The organism is Paenibacillus tengchongensis (assembly GCF_008973665.1).
Lineage (GTDB): Bacteria > Bacillota > Bacilli > Paenibacillales > Paenibacillaceae > Paenibacillus_AQ > Paenibacillus_AQ tengchongensis.
Genome location: NZ_WACP01000017.1, coordinates 1 through 25,418, shown reverse-complemented (window position 1 = coordinate 25,418; position 25,418 = coordinate 1). Strand labels below are relative to the sequence as shown.

Annotated in this window: 23 protein-coding genes, 12 tRNA genes, 1 rRNA gene and 1 pseudogene; 3 read left to right on the top strand and 34 right to left on the bottom strand. The window is 50.0% G+C overall.

Translation table 11 applies throughout. The features are described from left to right. Nucleotides 1-105: 105 nt before the first annotated feature. On the bottom strand, nucleotides 106-1,632 hold the full coding sequence (locus F1381_RS23875) for a glycoside hydrolase family 31 protein (RefSeq protein ID WP_151737341.1): 1,527 nt from the start codon (nucleotides 1,630-1,632) through the stop codon (nucleotides 106-108). A 114-nt stretch (nucleotides 1,633-1,746) separates the two neighbouring features. Here F1381_RS23875 and F1381_RS23870 point away from each other — a divergent pair, with 114 nt between their 5' ends. Continuing rightward, complete coding sequence (locus F1381_RS23870) at nucleotides 1,747-2,616, top strand: helix-turn-helix transcriptional regulator (protein ID WP_151737340.1); 870 nt, start codon at nucleotides 1,747-1,749, stop codon at nucleotides 2,614-2,616. Between the two features lie 71 nt (nucleotides 2,617-2,687). On the opposite strand, the gene F1381_RS23865 is transcribed toward F1381_RS23870, so the two are convergent. From F1381_RS23865 to F1381_RS23780, 20 genes are all read right to left on the bottom strand, one after another. Beyond that, entirely contained in the window at nucleotides 2,688-3,299 is a 612-nt protein-coding gene (locus F1381_RS23865; protein ID WP_151737339.1) for a spore coat protein, read from the bottom strand. 105 nt (nucleotides 3,300-3,404) lie between these two features. Beyond that, nucleotides 3,405-3,854, bottom strand: coding sequence for a GNAT family N-acetyltransferase (locus F1381_RS23860; protein ID WP_246188176.1), 450 nt, complete (start codon nucleotides 3,852-3,854; stop codon nucleotides 3,405-3,407). 25 nt (nucleotides 3,855-3,879) lie between these two features. Then, nucleotides 3,880-4,353: a hypothetical protein gene (locus tag F1381_RS23855; RefSeq protein ID WP_151737338.1), complete on the bottom strand. Its 474-nt coding sequence runs from the start codon at nucleotides 4,351-4,353 to the stop codon at nucleotides 3,880-3,882. 16 nt (nucleotides 4,354-4,369) lie between these two features. Further along, nucleotides 4,370-4,819: a hypothetical protein gene (locus F1381_RS23850; protein ID WP_151737337.1), complete on the bottom strand. Its 450-nt coding sequence runs from the start codon at nucleotides 4,817-4,819 to the stop codon at nucleotides 4,370-4,372. Next, on the bottom strand, nucleotides 4,816-5,265 hold the full coding sequence (locus tag F1381_RS23845; protein WP_246188175.1) for a GNAT family N-acetyltransferase: 450 nt from the start codon (nucleotides 5,263-5,265) through the stop codon (nucleotides 4,816-4,818). The genes F1381_RS23850 and F1381_RS23845 overlap by 4 nt, the downstream gene beginning before the upstream one ends. 120 nt (nucleotides 5,266-5,385) lie before the next feature. Then, the gene (locus F1381_RS28475) at nucleotides 5,386-5,829 is read right to left on the bottom strand and encodes a hypothetical protein (protein ID WP_187355541.1); all 444 of its coding nucleotides are present in this window, start codon (nucleotides 5,827-5,829) and stop codon (nucleotides 5,386-5,388) included. Nucleotides 5,830-6,172: 343 nt separating this feature from the next. Continuing rightward, on the bottom strand, nucleotides 6,173-7,408 hold the full coding sequence (locus F1381_RS23840; RefSeq protein WP_151737335.1) for an alkaline ceramidase: 1,236 nt from the start codon (nucleotides 7,406-7,408) through the stop codon (nucleotides 6,173-6,175). Nucleotides 7,409-7,807: 399 nt separating this feature from the next. Then, entirely contained in the window at nucleotides 7,808-9,640 is a 1,833-nt protein-coding gene (glmS, locus tag F1381_RS23835; RefSeq protein ID WP_151737334.1) for a glutamine--fructose-6-phosphate transaminase (isomerizing), read from the bottom strand. Nucleotides 9,641-10,465: 825 nt separating this feature from the next. After that, nucleotides 10,466-11,806, bottom strand: coding sequence for a phosphoglucosamine mutase (gene glmM, locus F1381_RS23830; protein ID WP_151737333.1), 1,341 nt, complete (start codon nucleotides 11,804-11,806; stop codon nucleotides 10,466-10,468). A 110-nt stretch (nucleotides 11,807-11,916) separates the two neighbouring features. Further along, nucleotides 11,917-13,365 carry a CdaR family protein gene (locus tag F1381_RS23825; RefSeq protein WP_151737332.1) on the bottom strand — a complete coding sequence of 483 codons (1,449 nt, stop codon included), beginning with the start codon at nucleotides 13,363-13,365 and terminating at the stop codon, nucleotides 11,917-11,919. Next, nucleotides 13,358-14,188: a diadenylate cyclase CdaA gene (cdaA, locus tag F1381_RS23820; protein ID WP_151737331.1), complete on the bottom strand. Its 831-nt coding sequence runs from the start codon at nucleotides 14,186-14,188 to the stop codon at nucleotides 13,358-13,360. The genes F1381_RS23825 and cdaA overlap by 8 nt, the downstream gene beginning before the upstream one ends. A gap of 205 nt (nucleotides 14,189-14,393) precedes the next feature. Further along, complete coding sequence (locus F1381_RS23815) at nucleotides 14,394-15,008, bottom strand: zf-HC2 domain-containing protein (RefSeq protein ID WP_151737330.1); 615 nt, start codon at nucleotides 15,006-15,008, stop codon at nucleotides 14,394-14,396. 125 nt (nucleotides 15,009-15,133) lie between these two features. Further along, the gene (gene sigW, locus F1381_RS23810) at nucleotides 15,134-15,700 is read right to left on the bottom strand and encodes an RNA polymerase sigma factor SigW (protein WP_039294228.1); all 567 of its coding nucleotides are present in this window, start codon (nucleotides 15,698-15,700) and stop codon (nucleotides 15,134-15,136) included. Between the two features lie 538 nt (nucleotides 15,701-16,238). After that, on the bottom strand, nucleotides 16,239-19,031 hold the full coding sequence (gene ppc, locus F1381_RS23805) for a phosphoenolpyruvate carboxylase (protein ID WP_151737329.1): 2,793 nt from the start codon (nucleotides 19,029-19,031) through the stop codon (nucleotides 16,239-16,241). Nucleotides 19,032-19,370: 339 nt separating this feature from the next. After that, the gene (locus F1381_RS23800) at nucleotides 19,371-19,649 is read right to left on the bottom strand and encodes a holin (protein WP_151737328.1); all 279 of its coding nucleotides are present in this window, start codon (nucleotides 19,647-19,649) and stop codon (nucleotides 19,371-19,373) included. After that, on the bottom strand, nucleotides 19,646-20,353 hold the full coding sequence (locus tag F1381_RS23795) for a M15 family metallopeptidase (RefSeq protein WP_151737327.1): 708 nt from the start codon (nucleotides 20,351-20,353) through the stop codon (nucleotides 19,646-19,648). The genes F1381_RS23800 and F1381_RS23795 overlap by 4 nt, the downstream gene beginning before the upstream one ends. Before the next feature lie 389 nt (nucleotides 20,354-20,742). Further along, nucleotides 20,743-21,147, bottom strand: coding sequence for a hypothetical protein (locus F1381_RS23790; RefSeq protein WP_151737326.1), 405 nt, complete (start codon nucleotides 21,145-21,147; stop codon nucleotides 20,743-20,745). Nucleotides 21,148-21,345: 198 nt separating this feature from the next. Then, nucleotides 21,346-21,576, bottom strand: coding sequence for a hypothetical protein (locus F1381_RS29000; RefSeq protein ID WP_246188174.1), 231 nt, complete (start codon nucleotides 21,574-21,576; stop codon nucleotides 21,346-21,348). Nucleotides 21,577-22,014: 438 nt separating this feature from the next. Next, nucleotides 22,015-22,140: a hypothetical protein gene (locus F1381_RS29155; RefSeq protein WP_281349951.1), complete on the bottom strand. Its 126-nt coding sequence runs from the start codon at nucleotides 22,138-22,140 to the stop codon at nucleotides 22,015-22,017. 690 nt (nucleotides 22,141-22,830) lie between these two features. Then, on the bottom strand, nucleotides 22,831-23,220 hold the full coding sequence (locus F1381_RS23780; protein ID WP_151737324.1) for a hypothetical protein: 390 nt from the start codon (nucleotides 23,218-23,220) through the stop codon (nucleotides 22,831-22,833). A gap of 336 nt (nucleotides 23,221-23,556) precedes the next feature. On the opposite strand from F1381_RS23780, the gene F1381_RS23775 reads away from it, so the two are divergent. Further along, the gene (locus F1381_RS23775) at nucleotides 23,557-23,991 is read left to right on the top strand and encodes a helix-turn-helix domain-containing protein (RefSeq protein WP_151737323.1); all 435 of its coding nucleotides are present in this window, start codon (nucleotides 23,557-23,559) and stop codon (nucleotides 23,989-23,991) included. Nucleotides 23,992-24,026: 35 nt separating this feature from the next. Beyond that, nucleotides 24,027-24,119: pseudogene (locus tag F1381_RS28995) on the top strand (ImmA/IrrE family metallo-endopeptidase); the annotation flags it as partial. Between the two features lie 91 nt (nucleotides 24,120-24,210). On the opposite strand, the gene F1381_RS23765 reads toward F1381_RS28995, so the two are convergent. The 13 genes from F1381_RS23765 to rrf all read right to left on the bottom strand — a co-directional run. Beyond that, nucleotides 24,211-24,284: transfer RNA gene (locus F1381_RS23765), tRNA-Pro, on the bottom strand. Between the two features lie 14 nt (nucleotides 24,285-24,298). Beyond that, nucleotides 24,299-24,372, bottom strand: a tRNA-Gly gene (locus F1381_RS23760). 12 nt (nucleotides 24,373-24,384) lie between these two features. After that, nucleotides 24,385-24,458: transfer RNA gene (locus F1381_RS23755), tRNA-Pro, on the bottom strand. 19 nt (nucleotides 24,459-24,477) lie between these two features. Then, nucleotides 24,478-24,554: transfer RNA gene (locus F1381_RS23750), tRNA-Arg, on the bottom strand. Nucleotides 24,555-24,560: 6 nt separating this feature from the next. Then, a tRNA-Gly gene (locus tag F1381_RS23745) sits at nucleotides 24,561-24,635 on the bottom strand. 10 nt (nucleotides 24,636-24,645) lie between these two features. Beyond that, nucleotides 24,646-24,729, bottom strand: a tRNA-Leu gene (locus F1381_RS23740). A gap of 16 nt (nucleotides 24,730-24,745) precedes the next feature. Further along, nucleotides 24,746-24,818: transfer RNA gene (locus F1381_RS23735), tRNA-Lys, on the bottom strand. A 5-nt stretch (nucleotides 24,819-24,823) separates the two neighbouring features. Continuing rightward, nucleotides 24,824-24,897: transfer RNA gene (locus F1381_RS23730), tRNA-Gln, on the bottom strand. Between the two features lie 51 nt (nucleotides 24,898-24,948). Next, nucleotides 24,949-25,024: transfer RNA gene (locus F1381_RS23725), tRNA-Val, on the bottom strand. A gap of 44 nt (nucleotides 25,025-25,068) precedes the next feature. After that, nucleotides 25,069-25,143: transfer RNA gene (locus F1381_RS23720), tRNA-Glu, on the bottom strand. Nucleotides 25,144-25,151: 8 nt separating this feature from the next. Further along, nucleotides 25,152-25,227 (bottom strand) — tRNA-Thr (locus F1381_RS23715). A 1-nt stretch (nucleotide 25,228) separates the two neighbouring features. Then, nucleotides 25,229-25,304, bottom strand: a tRNA-Asn gene (locus F1381_RS23710). Between the two features lie 15 nt (nucleotides 25,305-25,319). Continuing rightward, nucleotides 25,320-25,418, bottom strand: a 5S ribosomal RNA gene (rrf, locus tag F1381_RS23705); the annotation flags it as partial.

Sequence of the window (25,418 nt, the reverse complement as noted above, 5' to 3'; positions counted from 1 at the left end):
TTCACGATTCAGCAGGTGGCCGCCGAAACAGAGCAAACCGGCCATCCTGGGCAGGACAGCCGGCTGCTGCAAAGCGGTATTCGGTTCGCTTCTTGTCTATTTAAGCTACAGTTTCCGGTAGTAAGGCAGCCTGCCCAGCGGTACTTCGATGTTCAGGACATCCGGTCCCTCCACCACACTGCCGTCATCTCCGCTCCAGGTTCCTTTAGGGAAAATGACCCGCCGTTCCCTGCGCCCCTTCTCCACTACAGGAGCTACCAGCGTACTACTGCCCAGCATGAACTGGTCTTTGATCATCTCCAGCCCTTCTTCCGGGAATTCATAAGCCATATGCCGCAAAATCGGCTCGCCCGTACGCGAAGCGTGCCGGGCAAGCTCCAGAATTTCGGGACCGAAGCTGGCATGCAGCCCGGCCGCCTCCACACAATAACGCAGATGCGTCTCATCCAGAACCCGCCATGGCGCGGCAGAGAACTGCATCATCGGAAACAGCGCCGAGCACTGGGCGTAACGGACAAACAGCTCCGGGTCGATCTTGGCTGAGGTAAAGCTCCCGATCTCCCCGCCGCCAATCATGTCCGGGCAGGTGTAGGCATATCCCAGCAGACCCTGTGCCAATCCATCAGGGATTAACGCCCCAAGGCCTTCCGCGCCCCAATCATGGCGCTTGTCTTTAAGCCGCTGCACCAGCGGCTGGCCGGCCAGCTTCCAGCAGGCCCGGTATTCGTTCAGCTTATATTTCAGCCCGGCCCGGGCCCAGGCTTCGCTGTGGCCGCTGGGGGTGGCGGGGGCATAGCTGAGATCATCCGGCGCGTAGAACTCCGCATCCCCGGCGTCCAGCTTGAAGCCGTCGATGCCATAGTTGCGCTGCAGGGTATCCAGCCGTTCCTGAATCCACTCCACCGCTGCCGGGTTGGTGCAATCCAGCACGGCACTGTAGCCGTTCCACCATTTGCGGAGGGCCGTCCGCCCGCTGCTGTCTTTAAGCAGAATGCCGCGCGGCTCAAGCTCGCGGAACGCCGGCGAATCCGGGCTGATGAAGGGGCACACCCACAGCATCACCTGGAAGCCCAGCGCATGCAGTTCCTCTACCATCGCTTTTGGATCGGGGAACCTTCCGTAGTGAAACGTCCAGTTTCCGTAAGGCTCATGCCAGCTGTCGTCGATCATGAGGACGCCCGGCGGCAGCCCGTGCTCCAGCACGCTTTTGGCATAGGCTATCACCTTCTCCTGGGTTGGCTCATACTGCAGCTCTATCCACAGGTTATACTGGGGCGCAGTAAATAACAGCTCTTCCGGAATGCCCCCGGCTGGCGGGAAATAAGTCCGGGAGACCTGCTGAAATACGCCCTTCAGGCTCCCATGGCCTTCCCCTGTAATTAATTCTCCCGCGCCGTGCGCCGTAAGGTAACCGTCCTCGAAACGAAAATGAAAAGGCCCCCCGCTCCACAGGTATCTTCCCTTACTGGAAATCAGCAGCGGCGCAGCCTGGTTACCATTATGATTGCCGGTCATATCCGCCTGAAACAGCGCAGGACCATAAGGCATGCTTCCTCCGTCGGCCGTCCGGCCGCCCCACCAATATTCATCCTCAAGCAGTTCGATTGTCACGGTCTGATTGTGTGCAGACATCTCATTCACTCCTTATCCTACCACGATCTTACCGCTGCAGGGCAGCTGGGACAATCTAAACGTTGTGCGCTATAATATAACAAAATTGACTTTTTGTCTGAAGGAGAGCGATATATGTCTGGGCCATCTTCCTTTGCCTTTCGTAATGAAGATACATCAATCTTGACGCTGGACTCGATCGGCCGGCAAACCATTACAAGCCCGGAATACAGCTTTGCCGGGGATACGCGTCCGGACTCCGGGCATGTTATTTTTCAATATACGCTCAGCGGTCAGGGGTTCATAGAGGTGGAACAGCGGACCTTCCCTTTGCCCAAGGGTACAGGCTTTCTGGTGAAGGTCCCCAGTAAGCACAGATACTATTATGAGGAGCAGGAGGAGCCCTGGGAGGTGCTCTGGCTGAACCTGCGGGGCCACGAGGCGGACCGCATCTGGGAGCTGGTCATAGAGCAGGAAGGACCCGTCATTCAGAGGGCGCCTGATTCTCCGGTGATTACCGGGCTGCTGGAGCTTCTCGGCAAGATTGCGCAGGAGAAGATTACCGACAAGTACCGCTTATCAGCCATGGTCTATAACTGGCTGCTCTCGCTGGTGCAGACCAGCAGGGAGTCCGTCAAGGACATCAGCCCCCATTCCAGCACGGTGATTCAACGGGCCAAGCTATATATGAAGGAGCACTACGCTAGTCCAGTTACTCTGGATCTGCTGTCCGAGCACTGCGGGATCAATAAATATCACCTGTGCCGGCTGTTTCAGCGCTCCGGGCAGACCTCTCCCCTCGCCTATTTGCGGGACCGGCGGATTGAAGCCGCGCTTGCCCTGCTGCGGACCACCGACCTTCCCGTCCAGGAAGTCGGCCGGCAATGCGGCTTCGACAGCCCGAGCTACTTCGGCAAAGTGTTCCTGCAATACATGTCCATGACCCCCAAGGAATACCGGATGAGGAAGCTGGAGTTCCCGTATCATGCGGTTTATTATGATTAGGCCGCACTGAGCCAGGCTTTTCCGTACAAAAAAAAGAACACCGCCATGGTGTTCCTTCTTTTAAATGCATCCTAGTGAAGCGGCGGCAGCGCGGACACCGGGGCATACCCGTTCTGAATCTGCTGCATATCTTGCTGGGCCAGCTGCGGCACCTGATAATATCCATGCTTATTCTGGTACAGTGAGATTTCATAGGCCATTTCGATGCAGTTGGGCAGAGAGTCTGCAAGAACACGGCGCACCACCGGATTTGTGGATTCCAGGGCAGCCATTGTTTTGGCCGTTGCGCCGCCCTTTACGGCATAGAGCAGATTACAGGAGATCACTTCGTCATTGATTTGTGCTGCGGATTGAATCGGCTGTTTAGGCTGAGTAGGCTTCAAGCCATACGTGAAGTCATTGCCTTCCGCCATTTTGTAGCTTTGCGTAGGCACTGCAGGATCTTGTCCTGTCTGGAAGCACTCTACCGTTGTGTTGTACTCATCGGTCATAAATTGCTTTTGGCGCTCAATAATGCTGCGGAGCTCAGGGTCCTGCACATATTGCCCCAGCATGGTGTACGTATTCAACGTGTTGATGGCGCCGCCCAGCACTTCATGGACATCCAGTACCTCATGGGCCCCGTGGTTCAGCTGCTGCGGAATAGCGCCTGTCTCAATGTTGTGATGCTGCTCAAATTGCATGTATTGATCCTCCTAGGTTCATCTTGACGGAATTGGTGTGTCCTGCCTGTAGCATACAGGCCAAGTATATTGTTGAACCAAGACCGGCAAAATATTCAACCGGGGTCACTGTATTTTCAATATGTATACTTCTTCATCATCCTGCAGCTGTCCCGTACTTGTGAACCCTAAGCTCTCATAAATATGCTTTCCTTTGGCATTCGCCGGATCAGTAGACAAACAGATCTCCTTGCAGCCAAAATGCTTCACCATTTCATCGATAATTAAAGCCAATGCCTGCTTACCGTAACCTCGTCCCTGAAACTTTCTGTCAATCATAAATCTGCAGAGTTCATAGGAAGCACTTCCTTCCGGGATACCGTACATGGCAAAGCCAATCAGATCACTACCATGCTCAATTGCCTTTATCGTCCAATTCCCTTCATAGAAGGATTCAATAATTGAATAAGCATTGGAAGCGACAAATTCCTCACCCAGTGTGTGCTGATTATCCATATTCGTAGTCAAAAGGATCACGCTCAGCCAGTTTTCTTTTGTCACATCAACAAGTCTCACCGTTTCCGCTCCTGTCCACTTGAAACTATTGAACCTGATCTACCAAGTCGGTCAACTCGGACACCTTTAATTTATAGTCCCCTAACGGATCGCGATTTCCATTCACATAATAAAAATACCGGGCCAAGAATCCATCATCGCGTTCCCACCAGATCGATTGGCTTGTCTCGTCCTCGTCGTAAAAAGCTTGTTGTCCATTCTCAAGTGCGACGGCTTCCTTGCCTGTCTTGGATACTCTCTCCGGTTCATCAAAAGTCTTGCTCAGGATGTACCTGATTTCCTGCGTAGTCTGCATGTTTTTATAATGAAAAACATATTGCTGAAGCGAGACCCGGTCATAAACCTCTATCTCCGTACGTACTTCATTAACTTCAAAGGGAAACCTGACCGGTTCCCTGAAATCATTGAGGATAGGCAACCCTCTATTCGCATTTTCATTATTGCTGCACCCACTAATTAAAATAATCAAAATTAATAAAGCAAAAGGAAGCTTCTTCATTGCCCACTCCTTCTCGTTACACGTTTATTCCCTCTCCTAGCTGTACGCTTTCCTGGTTCTTATTTATACTCTTTATACTTATTACTCCTTTGGTTCTTCTGTAATATTGGATTTCAACATCGTGATCTTCGCTGATGTCCTTCATTAGTTCAGTCTTAAAGGCGAACTTTCTATCCTTACCGCTATCAACCGTAACTATAACTACATTCCGGACCTTAGATTTTACACGCCCTTGAAGAGTTACATAATCCCGCTTCGCCAGATCCAGAGAAATTACCACCACAGGAACAACACATATCAGGGTTAACGATAGTTGTAACGCGATTAGCCAATAAGGCTTATCCAGCGCTGTGCTTACGAGTACTTGAACGGAGAAAGAAAAAGTCATTAACAGTGAGAAAAATAATAAAAACTGAAGCAATGGCTTTGCCTTTTTATCTATCATCGCTTTGTCCTTTCCGCTCAATCCCAGTGCTTTTCCATAGCTTCTTCACATCGGGAAAACCCATTTTTGGAATAAAACTTTACGCTCTCGCTGCTTGGCCAAAGGATAAGAAACTCGGCCTCATTCTCTATTGACCACTTTTCCATAGCCTTATGAATTTGTGATCCGATTCCTAAATTCCTGAAAGCCGGGCGAGTATACACATTCGTAACGTAACCGTAGTAAGGATCTGGAGATTTCCCCGGACGCGGAACCTTATGTATTAATTGCAGGTACATATGTGAGACAAGACTTCCATCCATTTCTGCAACCCAAATGTACCAATCTCCGCTTTGGATTGCTTTTACCAGAAAATCGCTGCACACCTGCTCAAATTCCTCGAATTTAACCGCAGCATCCATACGTTCCTCTTCGGAAAAGTCCCAACGCATCTGAACAAGCTGAGGAATATCCTCAACCGTGGCCAAGCGAACCAGCACCATCACTCACCCCTTGTTTGTAAATATCTTCAAGCTTCATTTTATCATGCCTTTGCGAATTTGGATGTTTCATACCCTTGTCAGTTTATTTTTCAGTTCAGAGCATTATTATAGGATAAGTTCAATAACCTCAATCGTAACCTTTGGCGTTGAATTTTCTGAAATAAATTCTAGTATATCTTTTAAATCAGCGTTGTAGACAATATCATCGCCATTCTGTATTTCATGCTGTAATTTTTCTACAATTCCTTCTATGAGGTAATACACTATATTCTCTACTCCGTGCTTACTTTCCCGGTTATTATAATAGACATAGAATTCATCTCTATTTTCTCCAATAGCTTTGTTATCTTTGAAATAATAAAGCCGATAAAAATTAGTTCTAGTAATTTTGCTGAAAGTATGTGGATTATTTGTACAGTTCTTAAGTAATAGTTCACATTTATTAGATCTTGTAATTCGCCAAGTGTTCCTGACATTGGGAGCGAATAATTTATGCCTATTGCAAAATATATGATATCGTACATTTTTTAATTCACTATGTTCAATCACGTTTACGTAAGCAAAAAAATCAATGCAACGCCCTGATGTTTAGGCTTGAGCCTATTAAACTCTGTATCTTTCTTTATAAATTTAGTGAGCTCTATCAGAGCTACAACAACAAAAAATAAGATTTGAGTAGTTAATAAAACAACCATTGCTGTGAAAATTGTAATAAATACTCGTTCATTTTTTCAATAAAATCAGATTGTGCATTCAAACCTAACAGTAATACTACGTTTCTTCTTTCTACACACGGCACATTTAAGGGATTTATCAAGTCACATACGAAAAAAAGCACACGAAGTTATCTCGAGTGCTTTATTTTTCTGCTGTCAGTTTTATGTTCCTGTAGCTAATTACTTTTCTTCCATACATCAACTACTGTTCTTACAAGTCTTTTTGCTGTATCTGCTCGAAAAGGCATGACATGGCCGTGAAATATATAGTAGATTAAATAGCTGCCATGAGTTTCATAGCCGCCTTTTATCCATTCTTCTCTATTCGGAAGATACCCCGTGCAGCCATTGGTATACCCATTGAAAAATAAAAGAGGATTGTCTGTTTGTTCCGTAACCGCAAGCGAAAGCTCACAGAAAATTTCATCTGACACACCACACAGGCTGCCCTCATTCAACAATAGAAAATGGATGGTACGGTTCTGCGTTTGAGTGGTTATCCCGGCGTTTCTTAACTGTTCACATTCACTAAGCCAACCTGTCGCATCCAAGCCTGATTTTTCCGCAATTTGTCTTGCTTCATCAACTTCTGGAACATCAGAGTACATTTCAATCTCTGTTTCCACCATATGCAAACGTGTTATTTTTTTTGGGGAAAATCGAAGTTTTGTCGCAGATTGCAGAAGCTCATCTGCTATTCGTTCAACATCGGATGTAGTGCCGCCATCAATTTTATCAACACCAACAGGCTTAATGTTTCCTGCAGCACCTTGTATCATCATAATTGGACAACCGTAGTGTTCTGCAATCTTTTCCCGCGTCGCACCGAAATAGTCGCTTGACAGTTTGTTGCTATGGCTCATTAAGATATTGGCATGAGCACAAACCCGTAATAGCATTACAATCGATTTTTGAGTAGTAGCATTAACAATTTGCAATGCTCCAAGGCGCTTATCCACAACGCTGCACCCATCCCGCCGGTTTTCACCTATATCTGTTTCGCCAACTGCCCAGGAGACGAGGCATGGCTGTAAATTTACTAGCGCATTTGTTATACAGGAAATCACTCTGTCACATAAGAGCGAATAATACTTTTGTCCATTAAGCGGCGACAAAGGATCAGGTGCCGAGTGGGTATGGGAAAAATTGAGCATAACATTAGTGGCAGTAGTGTCTAATGCTTCTGCAACCCTTTTCCGTAATTCATTTGATAGAGCTGTGATAAAGCCTAAGCTATCTATGGCAATCAAGCAATAGCGGTCATTTTGATGTTCAAACAGTACTATTTGTGCTTTCAAGGGATAATGAATACCGTTTACTTTATTCTTCTCACGCGAACGGCCAATCATTTCTACAGGAAAATCCGGGGTAATATCCGTCTGCGAAAAAGCAGCTCTATAGTTATAGTTCATTTAGCTTTTCTCCTTGATTTGAATTTTGGAAAAAGCCATGAGTAGGACAAAATTTATAACGGAACAATCATTAGTTTCTTATTAAAGTTAATTATATACTGTTTTTTTAAGGGGGGCTATCCGAAAAGAATGGTTTGTTGACCAGACCTCATACACAAAGATGTTCTACTAACTCAGAGGCAATACCTCAGAATTTTGAGATGTTGTTTGAACAAACCTGCCCGTTAGTTGAAAAAAGGCAGCCGTCCACTTTTAGTGACCGGCTGCCGTTGTGTTTTTGGCACTACGTCTGAGATTAAGCTAATAGCAAAGTCTAATACTTTTCCGAGTCTAATACTTTATTTTTCAGTCTAATACTTTATTTTCTTCTAACAACAAAAGTTTCAACCAAACCAATCCCTACTCCACCGTTACACTCTTCGCCAGATTCCGTGGTTTATCCACGTCATGACCCAGCGCCAGCGAAGCATAGTAAGCCAGCAATTGGGTAACAACTACGGACAACGCGGAAGTCAGCAGCGGCAGGGTCTTAGGGATCACGAAGGCCTGGTCAACGGACTTCAGAAGGTCGGTGACATGCTCTTCGTGAGTGATGGCCAGCACGTCTGCGCCGCGGGCTTTCACTTCTTTGATGTTGCTGACGGTCTTCTCCAGTACGGATTCCTGAGTCGCCAGAGCGATCACTGGAACGCCTTCTTCGATCAGTGCCAGCGTACCGTGCTTCAGTTCACCTGCAGCATAGGCTTCAGAGTGAATGTAGGAGATTTCCTTCAGCTTCAGCGAGCCTTCCTGGGCTACTGCGTAGTCTACGCCGCGGCCGATGAAGAACAGGTGCTTGTGGCTGGAGATTTGCTCCGCATAGGTCTTGATGGCATCCTTCTGGGCCAGGATTTCTTCTACCTGCTCAGGCAGGGAATCCATAGCTGCCAGAATCTCGGCAACCTGTTCGTCAGTCTGCGTTCCGCGTACTTCAGCCATGTACAGGCCAAGCAGCGTGAACGCAATAATCTGCGAAGTGTAAGCCTTGGTGGATGCTACAGCAATTTCTGGACCAGCCAGAGTTACCAGAACGTCATTGGCTTCGCGGGCGATGGAGCTGCCCACCACGTTAGTGATGGCCAATACATGGGCGCCGTTGGCCTGACCTTCACGCAATGCAGCCAGTGTATCGGCAGTTTCACCGGATTGGCTGACTACGATAACCAGAGTTTCCGGCGTAACGATCGGCGAACGGTAGCGGTATTCGGAAGCAATATCGTTCTCTACCGGAATGCGAACCAGCGACTCGATCAAGTTACGTCCGACAAGGCCGGCGTTGTATGCCGTACCGCAAGCAACGATCTGGATGTTACGAATGTTCTTGATCTGTTCAACAGTCAGATTGAGCTCAGGCAGAATGACCTTGGTGCCTTCGGCATTGATGCGGCCGCGCATGGTATCGCGGTAAGCCTTTGGCTGCTCGTGGATCTCTTTCAGCATGAAGTGCTCATAACCGCCTTTTTCTGCGGTAACAGCATCCCAATCGACAGTAATCATTTCCCGAGAAATAAAGTTGCCTTCAATCGTCATCAGTTCGACAGCATCCCGTGTCAACACTGCCATTTCGCCGTCGTTCAAAATATATACGTTACGGGTATATTCCAGCAGTGCCGGAATATCCGACCCGATAAAGTTTTCACCATCGCCAAGACCGATAATCAGCGGGCTGGCCTGACGCACAGCTACCAGCTTATCCGGCTCATGCTCGGTCAGCACGCCCAGGGCGAATGCTCCGCGCATGTGAGAGATCGCTTTTTGCACAGCCTTAACGATATCACCTTCATATTCGCGGGCGATCAGGTGGGAAATAACCTCCGTATCCGTCTCGGAAGTAAAAATCGCTCCCCCGGCAATCAGCTCTTCCTTCAGTTCCAGGTAGTTCTCGACAATCCCGTTATGCACAACCGAGAATTTATGGCTGTTGTCGGTGTGCGGATGGGAGTTCTCATCGGATGGCTTGCCGTGAGTCGCCCAGCGGGTGTGTCCAATACCGGCGCTTCCGTTCAGCGGAGTGGCTTCCAGTCTCGACTCCAGGTTCGCCATGCGGCCCTGTGCCTTAACAACCTGCAGACCGTCCTTCGTGAATACGGCAATACCCGCCGAATCATAGCCGCGGTACTCCAGCTTCTTCAAGCCCTCTACCAGGATGCCCTGAGAATTCTGATTACCAATATATCCTACGATACCACACATTATAAATTCCTCCGTCCAATGATTGAAATGTGGGCGGCATAAGGAAAGAAACGTGCCGTGCGGCATGCTGTAGAGAATAAGCAAATATTCTGTTGTATTGTAAATTCCACAACGCTCAACAAAATAAACCCGTTAATCTATACAGGTATTCATGACATGCACAGTCTTACTCTCTGCCGCAGCAGGACCTGTGTTTCTTCCGTTAGCGCATACCCATGAATAATTTGTTATAAAATATGAACACCCACAGAAACGTTGTGTGCAGGGTTGCCCCCGCATTTTCCGGTTCTGTTTACGGCTCTGGTGCATCACCGGGAGGTCCCCGCCGAACATTCCGAACACCTCCACCTCGTCAGCTTGCTGCTGCCGTGATCCGTTCCTCCGACTGCTCCGGATTCCCTTCTCCCCCGCGCGAGTGCAAGCTCTGGCGCTTATGTTGCTAAAGTAACCTCACGATCCCCGCTTTCCTTCTGTAATGGCACCTAATCATTATATGCACCTGACTTCGTTTTGGCAATGCTGAAAAGCATGGATATCCTTGAAAACTTTCATGAATAATTCAGCGGCAGAACGCTATAATAGGTTGAACTTCTGAAGTACACACGACATTTGTTCGTAACTGCGGGGAATGTTTGGACTTCCGGCCGCTGTTGCCCCCAGATTTCTTTTATTCGAATTAACGGTTGAAATCTGGTAACAAAGGCGGACGCTATCGCTCCTCCAGTTCCAAACTTCCCCTCTGCACTCCCATTTTTGTGTTATTCTTTGTTCAACTTATATAGACCTGCCAGCGTTCTCTGCCGCTGAAGCAATATTTAAGTACTATTAAACCAATTCCTGCTGTACAACCTCAACAATCTGACCGACAAAAGCATCCAGCTCGGCTTTATCCGGGCCTTCCGCCATAACCCGGATCAGCGGCTCCGTCCCGGAAGGACGAACCAGCACCCGGCCGTTGTCGCCCAGCTTCGCTTCAACTGCACTGATCGCCGCTTCAATCGCCTGATTATTCGGATAGTTGGTCTTGTCTTGCACCCGTACGTTCACCAGAACCTGAGGATACTTCGTCATCATCGACTTGAGCTCGCTCAGCTTCTTGCCGGAGGCCTTCATGGTATCCACCAGTTGAATCGCAGTGAGGATGCCGTCGCCGGTTGTATTATAGTCGAGGAAAATCACATGCCCCGATTGCTCTCCGCCCAGATTAAAGCCGCTGCGGCGCATTTCTTCCATCACGTAACGGTCGCCTACGGCCGTCTTGGCGGTGCTGAGAGACAGCTTCTCGGCTGCTTTGTAGAAGCCGATATTACTCATTACCGTCGATACAATAGTTCCGTCCTTCAACTTGCCTGCCCGGTTCATCGCGTCGCCGCAGATCAGCAGGATGAAATCGCCGTCCACTTCATCGCCGTTCTCGTCAATGGCAATTAGACGGTCTGCGTCCCCGTCAAAGGCAAGGCCCAGATCGGCACCCTGACGCAACACTTCGGAGCGCAGCGTTTCCGGATGGGTCGAACCGAAGCCGTCGTTGATATTGAGTCCGTCCGGCTCTGCGCCAATGGCGACAACCTCGGCACCCAGCTCTCTGAACAGACGCGGAGCCAGCTCGTAAGCCGCACCGTGTGCGCAGTCCAGTACGATTTTTAGTCCGGCAAAAGACTCGGCGATCGTGGTCTTCAAATACTCAAGGTAAAGGTACTTGGCATCGTTATCGACTCTTACTGTACCGAGGCCAGATCCTACCGGGCGCGGCAGCTCATCCTTCTCCGCATCCATCAGCTTCTCGATCTCTAGCTCGGTCTCATCCGTCAGCTTGAAGCCGTCCCCGCCAAAAAACTTAATGCCATTATCTTCAACCGGATTATGCGAAGCGGAAATCATCACTCCGGCATCGGCCTTCAGCAATCGGGTGATGTAGGCGACTGCCGGCGTGCTCACCACGCCCAGGCGGATGACTTCAGCTCCAATCGACAGCATGCCGGCCACGAGCGCCGATTCCAGCAGCGGCCCGGAAATACGCGTATCCATACCGATTACCACTTTAGGCTTCTCTACATTTCCAGCCAGCACATATCCTCCGCAGCGGCCGATGCTGTACGCCATTTCTGCAGTCAATTCCCGGTTTGCGACTCCGCGCACACCATCTGTTCCAAAATACTTACCCATCTGATATCTCCTTTATTTGCCCCAATTAGCTTAATGATTGTTGTCATATAAATTATTCCCGGAGCCCGGCTCCGGTGTACGAATAAATAGACGCAGCTTCCCTTGGAAAGTTACGTTCCCCCGCCAGCACCGGCGTTCGTGTCATTCCCGCCTGTAGAAGAATTGCCGGACTCCGCCGGTGATTCCGAAGGTGTCGGTGAAGCCGGGCTTGTAGCCTCTTCACTCGGGGAAGGCTCCGGAACCGGTTCTTCCCCTATCACCGGCTCGGCGCTTGGTTCAGGCGTGCTCTGCACGCCTCCTTGCGACGCTTCCGTGCTCTCCGGGGTGGAAACAGGCGAGTGTAATTCAACTGTTGCCGTAAGCGGCTGTGCGGCATCCACCAGCGAGATGAACCGCGGCAGCGAGACCTGCAGGGTCACCTGATGTCCGCCGGCAGACAGACCGCCGACATCGGCAATGATGCTGACATTCTCCTTATCCAGCTGATCCAGCAGCGTCGGCGCCCCTGATACGGTAAGCGTCATCGTCTGAGCAGCCGGAGCAATGATATTCCCCGTCAATCCGCTGCCGACCCCTTCCAGCCTGATGGGGATGTCCTCTACGGTCTTTTGGGTGATCTCCGCAGCGGATACCGAGACATTCACCGTTCCCGGTTCAATCTTCACCGCCCCTTCGGGGAGCTGCAGCTCCAGCTCCATCTGGCGGGTACCCGGCGCATCAATAGCGCTCAAGTCGATCGTCGCCTCATACGTCGATAACGCAGCCAGCGCTTGCTCGGTACCGTACACGGTCACAGTGTCCTGCTCGGGTGTTACTCGGGACAACACCAGGGAACCGGGCAGCTGGCCCGTAAAGCCGATGTCTAGCGGCAGGCTTTTGCTGGGAAGTGAAATCGGCAGTTCCACCGACACGGTGGCCGGTGAGATCACTGCATTCTTCAGCTCATTTCCATCCTTGTCATAGGCGCGGAGCCTGAGCTTCCGGTCGGTGAAGTTCTCCGTCTCGCCGTCCAGTTCGACCGTTCCTTCCACCTTCGCTACCTTTTCCAGCTCACTGGCGGCCATCGTCACCTCTGCCGTGTCCGGCGTAATCACCGGTGTACCGAGCTGGTAACCCTCTGCCGGCTCTCCGTTCGTTACGATCGTAACCGGAAAAGATTTCGTGTTGCGCAGCTCAATATGCACATTCACTTCATTGGGGTCCATCTCCACCAGTCTGACGCCATTCGGCAATTCATAATGCAGCGGGAGCGTAGTATCTCCCGGTCCTACTCCTTCCAGGTCGAGCATAACCTTATAGTCATCCGACAGCTTGAAGTTTAAGTCGGAATTTCTGCCCGCCACTTCCATTCCGACATAATCTACGTCTTTGGTCAGCTCATACTTTTCTTCATCGAAGTTGATGACCTCTATCTTCACATTCTCAATAAATTTACTCTGTGTGCTGACTGTAGTCTGATTCACCGGTTCCGTGTCGACATGCACAATGGTCCAGAGAATGACAGCGAAGACAAGGGCAAGAACTTTGTTGAAGTTGTTATTCTTCATCCACTTATCCATGATGCTTGTCCCCCCTCCGTTTCCAGAAAGCGGAGCTCTTCTCCTTCAGTGAAGCGGCAGGGCTAAGTTCCTGATGCAGCTTGGAGATCAGCGACTCTTCCTTAATATCGCGCACAATCTGCCCGTTGATGGCCAGTGAGATCTGGCCGGTCTCTTCGGAGACAATGACCGATACCGAGTCCGCCACTTCGCTGATGCCGATAGCCGCCCGGTGCCGCGTCCCCAGCTCTTTGCTGATAAAAGGGTTCTCGGACAACGGCAAATAACAGGCTGCAGCGGCAATCTGTCCGTTCTGCATAATAAGCGCTCCGTCATGGAGCGGAGTATTCGGAATAAAGATATTGATCAAGAGCTCTGAACTGACAACGGAGCCCATGGGAATTCCCGATTCAGTATATTCATTGAGCCCGGTCTTCCGCTCGAAGACAATTAACGCTCCTATTTTTCGCTGGGATAAATAATTCAGGGCCTTAATGACCTCGCCGATCAGCTTACTCGTCTCCTCGTCATTCTCCGATCCCCGTCCGAAGAAACGTCCGCGTCCCAGCTGTTCAAGCCCTCTGCGCAGCTCCGGCTGAAAGATGATGAATATCGCAAAAATACCGAACGTATAGATCTGGTTCATGAGCCATTTCAATGTGTAGAGGTCAAGCACCGTGCTCATCGCCCAAATAAACACCAGTACCAGAATCCCTTTGAGGAGTTGTACGGCACGGGTGCCTCTGACCATATTGAGCACTTTATAAATTATATAGCTAACGATCAAAATATCGATGATATCTTTTATGGCTTCTTTCCAGGTCATGTCGGTAAAATAACTCATTGCCCAAAACCCCCGTCTAATAATGTGCTGGGTTTATGTAAAATCTCTGTCAGCTCCGGTTCATATCTAGGTTATAACGTTCAGGCCCCGGTTGCAAGTTTGGGGAGCACGGATTTCGCCTGTTCCCAAAAATGGGCAATAAAAAAGCGCCACCTTTCCGGGAAAAGAGGCGCGTGGAGGGTCCGCATCAGCGGCACCCCTGATATTAACGGTAGGCAACTTCAGAGAACATGTTCGACACTTTATACCAGATCCAGCTTAGAGCTTGGTCTATTTTTTTGGCTTGCCCGGAAATATGAGCGGTTGAAGCCTGATACAGGGAGCCGTCGATCACTGTCACATTGCCGTTGACTTCGCCGTACACCTGGGTCTTGCCGTTCTCTACCGTCAGATCACCGGCAACGGTGGTTCCGGAAGGAACAATTACAGTATCGCCTTGAATCACGACCTGATCCAGATTACTTCCCCTGACCACAAGCTGTCTATCCTGGTTCCAGAACGTTACCGAGCTCATCAGCATGACCAGAATAAAGACGGAAGCCGCCGTGAGCGCCGGATGACGTTTGATCCAGGTCACAAAAGCCCGCTCTTTCTTGGTTGCCGGCAATGCACCCATTATCCGGCCTACCAGATCATCGGAGACGGCAGGACTCTGGTGCATGAGCGAGAACATCAGCATATCGGTTTGTTCCAATTCCTTGAACTTTGCACGGCAATCCGGACAGGATAGAAGATGCTCCTTCAATTCCCTCTGCTGCAGTTCGGGCAAGTCGTCATCCAAGTAGTCATGCATCATAGAGACGGCCAGTTTGCATTCCATAGGAGCCAATCCTTTCATGAGTGCTTATTTCAGGCAGCTTATCGCTTACGCCAAGACAGGCCGCGAGACCTGCTATCCTTCATACGTTGCTGCCGGAAATACGTTTCAATTTAAAAATGCATTTTTTAAAGTTTCGGGCCTAATTTTTTACGTAAAAATTCCCGTCCGCGGTGTACGCGGGTCTTAATCGTTGTCACCGGCATGTCGAGCACATCACTGATCTCCTGCAGCGACAAATCCTGCAAATAACGCAATATCATCACCGACCGGTATTTGACCGGCAGGCTGTCAATGGCTTCATAAATCAGACTCTGCGTCTCGGACAGCAGCAGCTCCGTCTCCGGCGTCACATTGTCGCTCGGGATCATGGAATACCCGTCAATGCCTTCCTGGTCGTTCATCTCCGCATCCAGCGAATACGTCGGCCGCCGCTTGCGCAGCCTGTCGATACAGAGATTCGTGCCAATCCGGTAAATCCAGGTCGAGAACTTCTGCTTGTCATCGTAACGGTCCAAATTCCGGTATACCCGCAAAAAGGTCTCCTGCACGATGTCCTCCGCCTCATGGCGGTTGTTCAGCATCCGGTAAGCCAGATGATATATCTTGTCTTTATACAGCTCCACAAGCTCGGCAAATGCTCTTTGGTCGCCCTTTAAGGCGAGCTTCGTCAATCTGCCTTCCAAATTCTCCACCTTTTAACTCCCCCAGACTTGCCGCCCTTGGTACTTCAACTATGTAAATATCCACGGTACAAGCATATAAATCGTAAAACATGTGGGTGTAAAAATCAAGAAAAGGTTGCGTTGGCTCGGGGGTGTCCGGGGATGATAGCGATGGTAACGCTGACTCCGCGGAAAATTTGGACTTCCGGTCGCTGTTATTGTCGGATTCCCTCATTATAACCGCTTCCCGCGGTAGGAATCCGACAATAGCTTATGCTTCCGATGCCAGCTTTCCTCCGGAAAGCTTTCAGGCGAACGCTGCCGCTCCTCCAGTTCCAAATCTCCGCTCCGCAGCTCCATCCGCCGTACTTCCCCTCCCCCCCCCCTCGCCACAATGGGGTAGGGGCAAGGGGTGAAGCCGCGCTGCGCTTGCGGGCTCTACCTGGGTAAACTCCTCCCCGCCTCCTTCGCGGCGGGGGAAGCGGCTGCGCCGGCTTCCTGCAAACGCAAGAAGCCCCGACTCGCATTGGCAAGTCGGGGCTTGGAAGCTTCTTCGTGTATTAAGGGATCAGCCGGTATTCCGGAGACCAGAGGCAATGCCGTTGATTGTGAGCAGCACCTCACGCAACAGCTCGGCGTCGTCACCTTCGGCCTCACGCAAGGCGCGAAGCTCGGCGAGCAGTTGTACCTGCAAGTAGCTGAGCGGATCGACGTAAGGGTTGCGCAGACGGATCGACTCCTGAATCACCGGCACATTGTCGAGAATATCCTGCTGACCGGTAATCTTGAGGATCAGCTCGGAGATCAGCTTGAACTCGGCTTCGATCTCGCCGAAGATACGGGTCCGGGCAGCCTCATTCTTGCCCATGGACGCATACTCTCTGGCGATAACAAGGTCAGCCTTGGCGATTGCCATTTGCAGCGTATCAATCAGTGTCGTGAAGAAGGAGAACTCTGCATACATAGTCTGCAGTATCTTCAGGTTCTCTTCCTTGCCGTCGTAGAAGCTCTGGAGGCCTGTTCCTGCAGCGTACCAGGCCGGCAGCAGATTACGGCTCTGCGTCCAGGCGAATACCCAAGGAATCGCCCGCAGGTCCTCAAAGCGGTCGCTGTTCTTCCGCTTCGAAGGACGCGAGCCGATATTCAGCTCGCCCACTTCCGGCAGCGGCGTCGACTCCTTGAAGTAAGCAAAGAAGTCCGGATCGCGGAAAATCAGATCCTGATATTTCTTCAGGGACACTTCAGAGATCCGGGATACGATCTCTTCCCATTTATCTTCATAGAGATTGGATTGCGGCAAACGGGCATTAATCGCCGCTGTAACCAGCGCAGAGGTCGCCTGCTCCAGACTGCGGTAAGCGATTCCTTTCATCGAGTACCGCGAGGAGATAACCTCGCCCTGCTCGGTGATTTTGATGCCTCCGCCGATGGTGGAAGCCGGCTGGGCCAGGATGCTGCGGTTCAGCGGCATACCGCCGCGACCAAGCGCCCCGCCGCGGCCATGGAAGAATTTCAGACGGATGTCGAACTTTTCGGCCATCGCTGTAAGTTCTTTCAGGGCAACCCGCAGCTCATAGTTCGCAGTCACTACGCCGCCGTCTTTGTTGCTGTCCGAATAACCCAGCATGATCTCCTGCTGGTCATTCATTGCCCGTACAGCCTCACGGTAGATCGGCAGCTTCAGCAGGCGTTCCATAATTTGCGGGGCATCATGCAGGTCGTCGATGGTCTCGAACAACGGCACCGCCTGCAGCGTGCAGACGACCGTACCGTCATTGTCCTTGTGGAACAGGCCGACTTCCTTCGAGAATACCATCACTTCCAGAATGTCGCTGGCCGCTTCCGCCATACTGATCAGATAGCTGGTGATACACTGCTTGCCGTATTCCTCCTGCAGCATGTACACCGTGCGGTATACCGCCAGGCATTCCTCTGTGCTCTCACTGTACCGCTGGTACGGGGAAGTGAGCGGACGCGGATCGTTCAGCAGCTGCTCCAATAGAGCGATTTTATCCTCTTCCGCCATCTGGCCGTAGTTCTCGGCAATATTCATTTTCGCCAAAATCTCGCTCATCGCATTCTCGTGCTCTTTGCTGTGCTGGCGAATGTCCAGTGTCGCTGTGTGGAAGCCGAACAACTCTACCTGGCGGATCAGCTTCTTAATATAGGTATCGGCTACATAATCGGCATAGTGATGCCGCAGGCTGCGGTCGATAATGTTCAAGTCCTTGATGAAATCCTCCGGGGCCGCGTAACGTTCCGGTGTGCCTTTTTTCTCATCATCCAGCACGTAATGGGTCTTGGCAATCATATAGGCTAATTTGATCCGGTAAGGCTCGTTGTCATTATGCCACGATTTAGCCTTCTCCAGATTGATCATTTCCCTGTCAATTTCAATGGATTGCAGCAATTCAGGCGTCACGTTGACAATGCTGGTGCTGAAGCTCAAATACTGCATCAGCTCCCGCATAATCCGCTGGTATTCACGAATAGCCAGCTTGCGCTGCAGCCGCAGCGTCTGCTCGGTAACCGAGGCGGTCACTGACGGATTACCGTCGCGGTCGCCGCCGATCCAGGAACCGAAACGCAGGTAGGTCGGCACATGCCAGTGCTGGCCCGGATAATATTTGTTAAGACATCGCTCCAGTTCCTGATAGACATCAGGCAGCACCTGGAACAGTGTTTCATGGAAGTAATACATTCCGTTACGCACTTCATCAAGCACAGTCGGCTTACGGTCGCGGAGTTCGTCTGTCTGCCACAAGGTAATAACCTCATTCAGCAGCTTCTCGCGCAGCTGTTCGCGTTCCCGGAAGGTTAAAGTGGGGTTATCCAGCTCCATGACATCATCGGAAATCCGTTTGTGAATATCAAGAATAGCCCGGCGCATGGCCTCTGTCGGATGAGCGGTCATCACCAGCTCCAGAGACATCGTATTCATGATTTCATGGACATCCGCAGGTGAGAAGTCACGCTCGCGCAGCTCCTGAATAGCGCTCTCAATCGATCCTGGCTGCACGGTCTCCCCCGCCGACCGTTCGTAGTCGCGTTTACGGCGGACACGATGGTTCTGCTCGGCAATGTTCACCAGCTGAAAGTAAATCGCAAATGCGCGGATGACCTGGTGCCGGTTCTCCGCATCCAGTGAGTTGATCATTTCTTTGAATTCATTGTGCAGTTCAGGCAAAAACAATGAGCGCAGCGATTTGCTCGTTTCGCGGATCTTCTCCACGATCTCCAGCAATTCGTTTCCGCCCTGGTGAACCAGGACTTCGCCCAAAATATTTCCCAGGAACCGTACGTCCCGCCGCAGCAGATTGTTGGAGTTGCTCTTGCTAACGGTAGTCGTAAGTTCAGTCATGCTGCTCCCCCCATCTCTTCCGGATCAATGTTCGTGAACATTGTCTAATTTCGAAGCTTTCCCATAGCATACAATAAACCGGCTGCCACAGCTAAAGGTTTATTGCGCTGTAAAGCGTCGCAGTAACTACGATTATACACCATTTAGGCTGTTTATGCAGTCATAAATCATAAAACGGAATTCCTTCTTATTATAATGTGGTCCGCCGGCCGTTGCTTTAAACTCAGATAAGCTCCCATGCGTTGATAGAATTATACATGCAAAGCGGCATTTTGGGAATCGGGGTTATAAAAAACAAAAAAAACCCGCTCTTACGAGCAGGCTCAATCCAATCTATCCTTATTCCTTCGTATTTCCTGCCCGGTTGTTAAAGGCAAGCTCAAACAGTCCCGTAGCGGACAAGCCGGCCAAACCTCCCGCCCATAGGCGAAGCGTCAAATTAAGGTCGGTAAAAGGGTAGGCCAATGCTCCCACCAGCAGGCCGACGCCAAGCCCGATAAACGGAATCACGTTGCGCGGAAGGTTAAGATTATTTTTGATCAGCTGTACGAGGGCCAGAATCACTACCGATAACGTGGTGGCGAAAGCCAGCACATGGTTAAACAACTCGTTGTTCATCTTCCTCCGGCCTCCTTACTGCAGGAAGTGAGGGTAACCGTCCGGCTGCTCTGGTCATAGGCTACCGTTAATCCAAGCGCTTCTGCAATGGGCCTGACCGGTACATAAGTCACTCCGCTGTCTATATAACCGTCGGCAATTGTGGTGCCGTCCAGCTTTACAGTTGCCGTGGCTGTCTTGCTCATCTCTTTAGCCTCCTTTGTTTGCAGCAGTTTGTATGCCGCTTCCACGGCGGCAACCTGTGGCCTTACCCCGCTCCGCAGTTCACTAATCGTTAAGCCAAAGCACATCTGTAAATGAGGATAATCTTTGAAGCTGCTCCAGTCTCCACCCCATTCAAAGCCAAGCACTTTGGCTTGCCGCACAACCTCCTGCCAATCTGCCGTGCCATCTCCGTCGCCATCGCGTTTCATCTCCCAAGAAACGGCGCCGCCGGGCAGCAGCAGGGCGAAATCAACAGCCAGCCCGTAATTGTGGTAACTGTATCCCCCGCGGGCATTTGTAACGACGGCTCCGGGCTTGGTCCGTCCCTGGGCGTATAAGGCGTCCTGCTCGGAGCTGGTACGTAATCCCTGAGTAATAAGAATCGGCACACCGGCAGCGTAGCAGCGTTCCATAAGCAACTCGGTTGCCGCGCGTACGGCAGGATGCAGCCCGTTCAGCCTGGAAGCCGATTTATTTTTCACCTGTGTCCATGTAAGCAAACCCGTTAACCTCCTCTCAAACTGTTATTGAAGAAATAAACAAAGCGATTTATAGTATTAGTTAAATATGGAAATCAACCAGGGGCAGGAGGTCTTTATTTTTGAAATAACCGGACCAGGTATGTTTTCATTGTTATCAGTATCCTGATCCTCACTTTTCTTATCTACAGGAATTTACCCTACATGATTACAACCTCTTTTCAAAAGCTGGTCACCCATCAAATCGCGGTAGAGCGTATTACATCCATCGAAATAAGTGAAATATCCATGGCACGGCCTTCCGGAGAAGAAGTAGTTCTAACAGATAAAAACGAAATAAAAGCTATGATGAGTAAGCTATCTGCGCTAGGTCACCAACGGTGATCAAGTTGATATTACAGTAACGTTGTTTAAGCTCCTCCCAGAAAAACATAGCCAATAATGACGAAGATCGTCCCGCCAAGCACGTACTTCAGCAGATCCATCCAGAATTTGCGTTCGGCTGCAGAATCTTTCCCCGTCTGCTGCAGCAGGGAGAAAATTTTATTCTCCAGACTGTCAATTTTGCCGATGATCGAAGAATATTGAACCTTCATTTCAATGGTGGTCTCCTTTAGCTGTGTCAGACCTTCCTCGTGGCGCCGGACATTCTCCTCCAACACCTTCAGCCGCTTATCGGCAGCCAGCGCTTCTCCAGAGAGCCGGACGAACTCATTCTTCATGGCGTTCAGCCCATACTCCATATCCTCGATGCGTTTATCCAATTCGCCTACACCTCCGGTCCCCCCTTGCTTCCCATTCTCCCCGCTGGACACCACAAGGCCCCCTCTCTCTATACTTATAGGTAAAAAGAAAGCCCCCGATTACAACCGGGGGCAAAATAAAAACGCCTGGATTGGCGTTAGTTACTCGATTTGTGTTGCAGCTAAAAGTCTATTCAATTCTTCTGTAACTTTACCCATAGTCCACATATTTAACAGAAAAAGATACACACTAATCACCCCGCTCAGTAGTTATTGAAGGCCCAAATCAAGCAATGCCAGAATTGCGGCTTCAGCCGCTTCAGTACGCTGCTCAAGCAATGTTAACTGCTCGGATAAGGGCTTTTGATAAGACTGATCTTCCTGTCCACTTGAAGGAAATGGGTCATAACAAAATTCAAGCTCCCTGGTTTCCGGATTGACCCGATAAGAGGTAGCATTTAGGAAGTCCTGCGCATACTGGCGATACTCTAGCTCGATCATCCCGACGGTGTCTGGAGCTTGATCTGCCAGCACTTTAAAATAAGAGAAATCCTCTTTCCGAGTGGTAGGAGCAACATTCCCTGATTTCTCACCTGTATTTAGGATTACTTTCCCCGTATCTGACGTAAATATTTATCCCGAGGTCTGGCTGGTAAATACCATAGTCATCCGCTCCATCCGCTTTACGGGCTATCGCAGTTCTGGGAGCAAATCCAAGATTTCCGATAAAGACATCCTCAAATACTCCCTGAACGGTATGGGAACCCGATGCATATCGTTTACCCTCAATTAAGCTGCCGATTACACCGAAAATTTCAGCACCTCATTTAATGTACTCTGGAGCCAAATAAGCGTTAACTGACTTCAATTGTACGACAGATACCTTGATTTCTCCTGCTCCGGCCCCGCCTTTTCTGTAGCCTTCTGATGGATAAACTGCTAGCGTTCCGTCTCCCCATTTGCATACACCTTGGGCCGGATCATCTCCGGATGAATAATAGGCACGGTGCCTTTGACTCCAGCAATCGTAGTATCGGATAGGATTTTGTTTGAAGGTGCTGACACTGCTGCAACAGTGATGGGGGAAGAATAGTACCCCGCTGGTTTGGTTTGGGCTGCCTTGAAGGTGTAACTGTCCCACCAGCTCCGTTGTTAACCATTGTTCCCGTTAATAATCCTGACTCTGTACCTATGGTCTTGCCGGCCAAAACCTCGGATGCTATTGCTGTACCATACTCCCCCCTCACCCTGTAAGATAAAAAGCCGAGCCATCGTAAACCAGCGTGTACACCCCGCCATAAGCCAAAGGTGGATTGTTGCCATTCATGCTTTTTGATCGGCCGTGCTTCCAGCCCGTCAACCGTAAGCGTGATCGGCCCTGTGCTGGCAGCATGGGTCTTGATCGTTATCCTTAACCCTGCAGAAAGGGTATAAATAGTCCTATCAGGATAATTTGCGGCGTATCCACTGGCTGTGTTGGTAGTAACAGCATACGGCGGGTTTACTACAGCAGCCGATACGTCCCATTCACTCATGACTTTTGCCCAAGCCGACCAGTTCCCCGTGTCCGAACGAGAACGCCATTTCTTACCTGATCCGACCACACTAGTCGCTTCCTGTACAACAAAACCAGCGGCATTTTTCGTAACGTCTAATTCGCTCCAGCTAAGACCTGGTGCGTTAACATATTGTGAATTATCACCCAGCAGGTACATGCCGGGTTCCACAACTTCGTTTAGATTAGTGCTCGGTAGTTCACGGGGTTTCATCATTCCAATTTTTATGCGTGAGATAACCCTGATTATATCCGTTAACCCCGGCAGCTGCCAGAGCTTTGGAAGCCATTAGGCCAATGATAGCACCCAACTTGCTTCCGCCTGCATCAGCACCTGGCATATCAGCATTAACAAGTGCCTTATTTCCTAAAATCCCTATAGCTTCAAACGGCTTAAGCATATCAGCAATCTTAGGCAATTTTAGGGGAGCAGCGGGGCATTTGGCTTTCTCGGGGTTGGCAGAACTTTTGTCATTTCCTTGTGCCTTGTCTGGACACGTTTTTTTCTGTCTTTCCTCCGGACAAGGAGATTCTTCCTTTTTCTCTTGCTTTTCTTCCTTCTTCTCCTTTAGCCCTTTCCACCAATTCATTATAGGAATAGGTGGTGGCAGCCTCTCTGGCTTCGAAAGTAACTCCTATAAATACGGTATCGTTCAAGCATATTCTCGCAAAGAGGACATTTTAATCATAAAACACACTCCCTTAGAAGTTATGTTAGGTGATTAGCAGAGGAAGCCTTTCGGAAAATGTGATAAAATCTTCTCTCTGTATGGTAAAACACAGAATTTCCCTGTTTTTAGAACAAAACTAATGGTTTTCGCGCTTATTCTTGTCTTTTGGCAACAGTTATGCTTTATACTTTTACCTTTTGACAATATTTTTTAATATTATTACCATAAGTCAATAAGGTTAAAAGGAGTGGGACCATGACGGTATTCGGGGAATATCTCAAACAGCTTCGGGAGCAGCAGAGCCTGACGATTCATCAGCTTGCCGATAGAGCCGGGATCAGCGGATCTCAGATCTCTAGAATGGAGAACGGTCATAGAGGTGTGCCCAAGCCGGCAACACTGCGAAAGCTCGCTGAAGCCCTTGAAGTTCCTTATGAAGCAATGATGGAGCGGGCCGGATATATGGAAGATCAGGTCAGCCTTAACGAGAACACAGTCCCTGCATGGGCCACAAGCAAGGATAAGCGCGATTTCCGGGCCATGCTGGAGGACGACGGTGAATTGATGTTCGATGGCATCCCGTTGAACAAAGAAGATAAGCAGCGGATTAAGGATGTACAGACCGGCCTTTTCTGGGAAGCCAAGCAGGTGAACAAGCGGAAGAAGTCCGACGAGGAAGACAGTCATTAATCTTTTCGCAAACCAACTACACTAACTGCCCGTAGGTTGTCATTCATGAGGGGCTTCCTGCAGAGTGGCAGCGTTTTGTCTGCACACATGAACTCGGTCACGACCGTCTGCATAAAGGGATGATGCGGGATAATTAGACAAACATAAGTTCTCTTCATTTGCTATACAACAAAAAACTCTTACCGAAGTAAGAGTTTCTCGCAGTCCGTAGACTTTGGATCGGGATGACACGATTTGAACATGCGACCCCCTGGTCCCAAACCAGGTGCTCTACCAAGCTGAGCTACATCCCGTTATGAAATTATTATGGAGCGGGTGATGGGAATCGAACCCACGCTATCAGCTTGGAAGGCTGAAGTTCTACCATTGAACTACACCCGCAAAGAAATGATATCGGGATGACACGATTTGAACATGCGACCCCCTGGTCCCAAACCAGGTGCTCTACCAAGCTGAGCTACATCCCGTAAATATCAGCCATATAAATGGCGCGCCCTGAGAGATTCGAACTCCCGACCTTTTGATTCGTAGTCAAACGCTCTATCCAGCTGAGCTAAGGGCGCAAATTATGGAGCGGACGACGGGAATCGAACCCGCGACCCTCGCCTTGGCAAGGCGATGCTCTACCGCTGAGCCACGTCCGCATAATGTAAATGGTGCGCGTGGAGGGACTTGAACCCCCACGTCAAAGACGCTAGATCCTAAGTCTAGTGCGTCTGCCAATTCCGCCACACGCGCATATTGTATTAAGAAGTGAGCCATGAAGGACTCGAACCTTCGACACCCTGATTAAAAGTCAGGTGCTCTACCGACTGAGCTAATGGCTCGCACTTGGCAGGGGATATAGGATTCGAACCTATGATGACGGAGTCAGAGTCCGTTGCCTTACCGCTTGGCTAATCCCCTAGGGCGAACACCAATAGAGTGTCCAAAATCACTTTAAAATAAAGATGATAATGGTGGAGGCTGAGGGGTTCGAACCCCCGACCCTCTGCTTGTAAGGCAGATGCTCTCCCAGCTGAGCTAAGCCTCCGAATGTAAGGTTGATCTCAAAAGAAACGAAACCTAAATGAAAATTGGTGACCCGTATGGGATTCGAACCCATGTTACCTCCGTGAAAGGGAGGTGTCTTAACCCCTTGACCAACGGGCCTTAAAAGATGGAGCTCTCAACCGGATTCGAACCGGTGACCTCTTCCTTACCATGGAAGCACTCTACCTGCTGAGCTATGAGAGCATGGCTCCCCGAACAGGACTCGAACCTGTGACAACTCGATTAACAGTCGAGTGCTCTACCAACTGAGCTATCAGGGAATATTATATAGTTCCGCTTGGCGGCGTCCTACTCTCCCAGGACCCTTCGGTCCAAGTACCATCGGCGCTGGAGGGCTTAACGGTCGTGTTCGGGATGGGTACGCGTGGAACCCC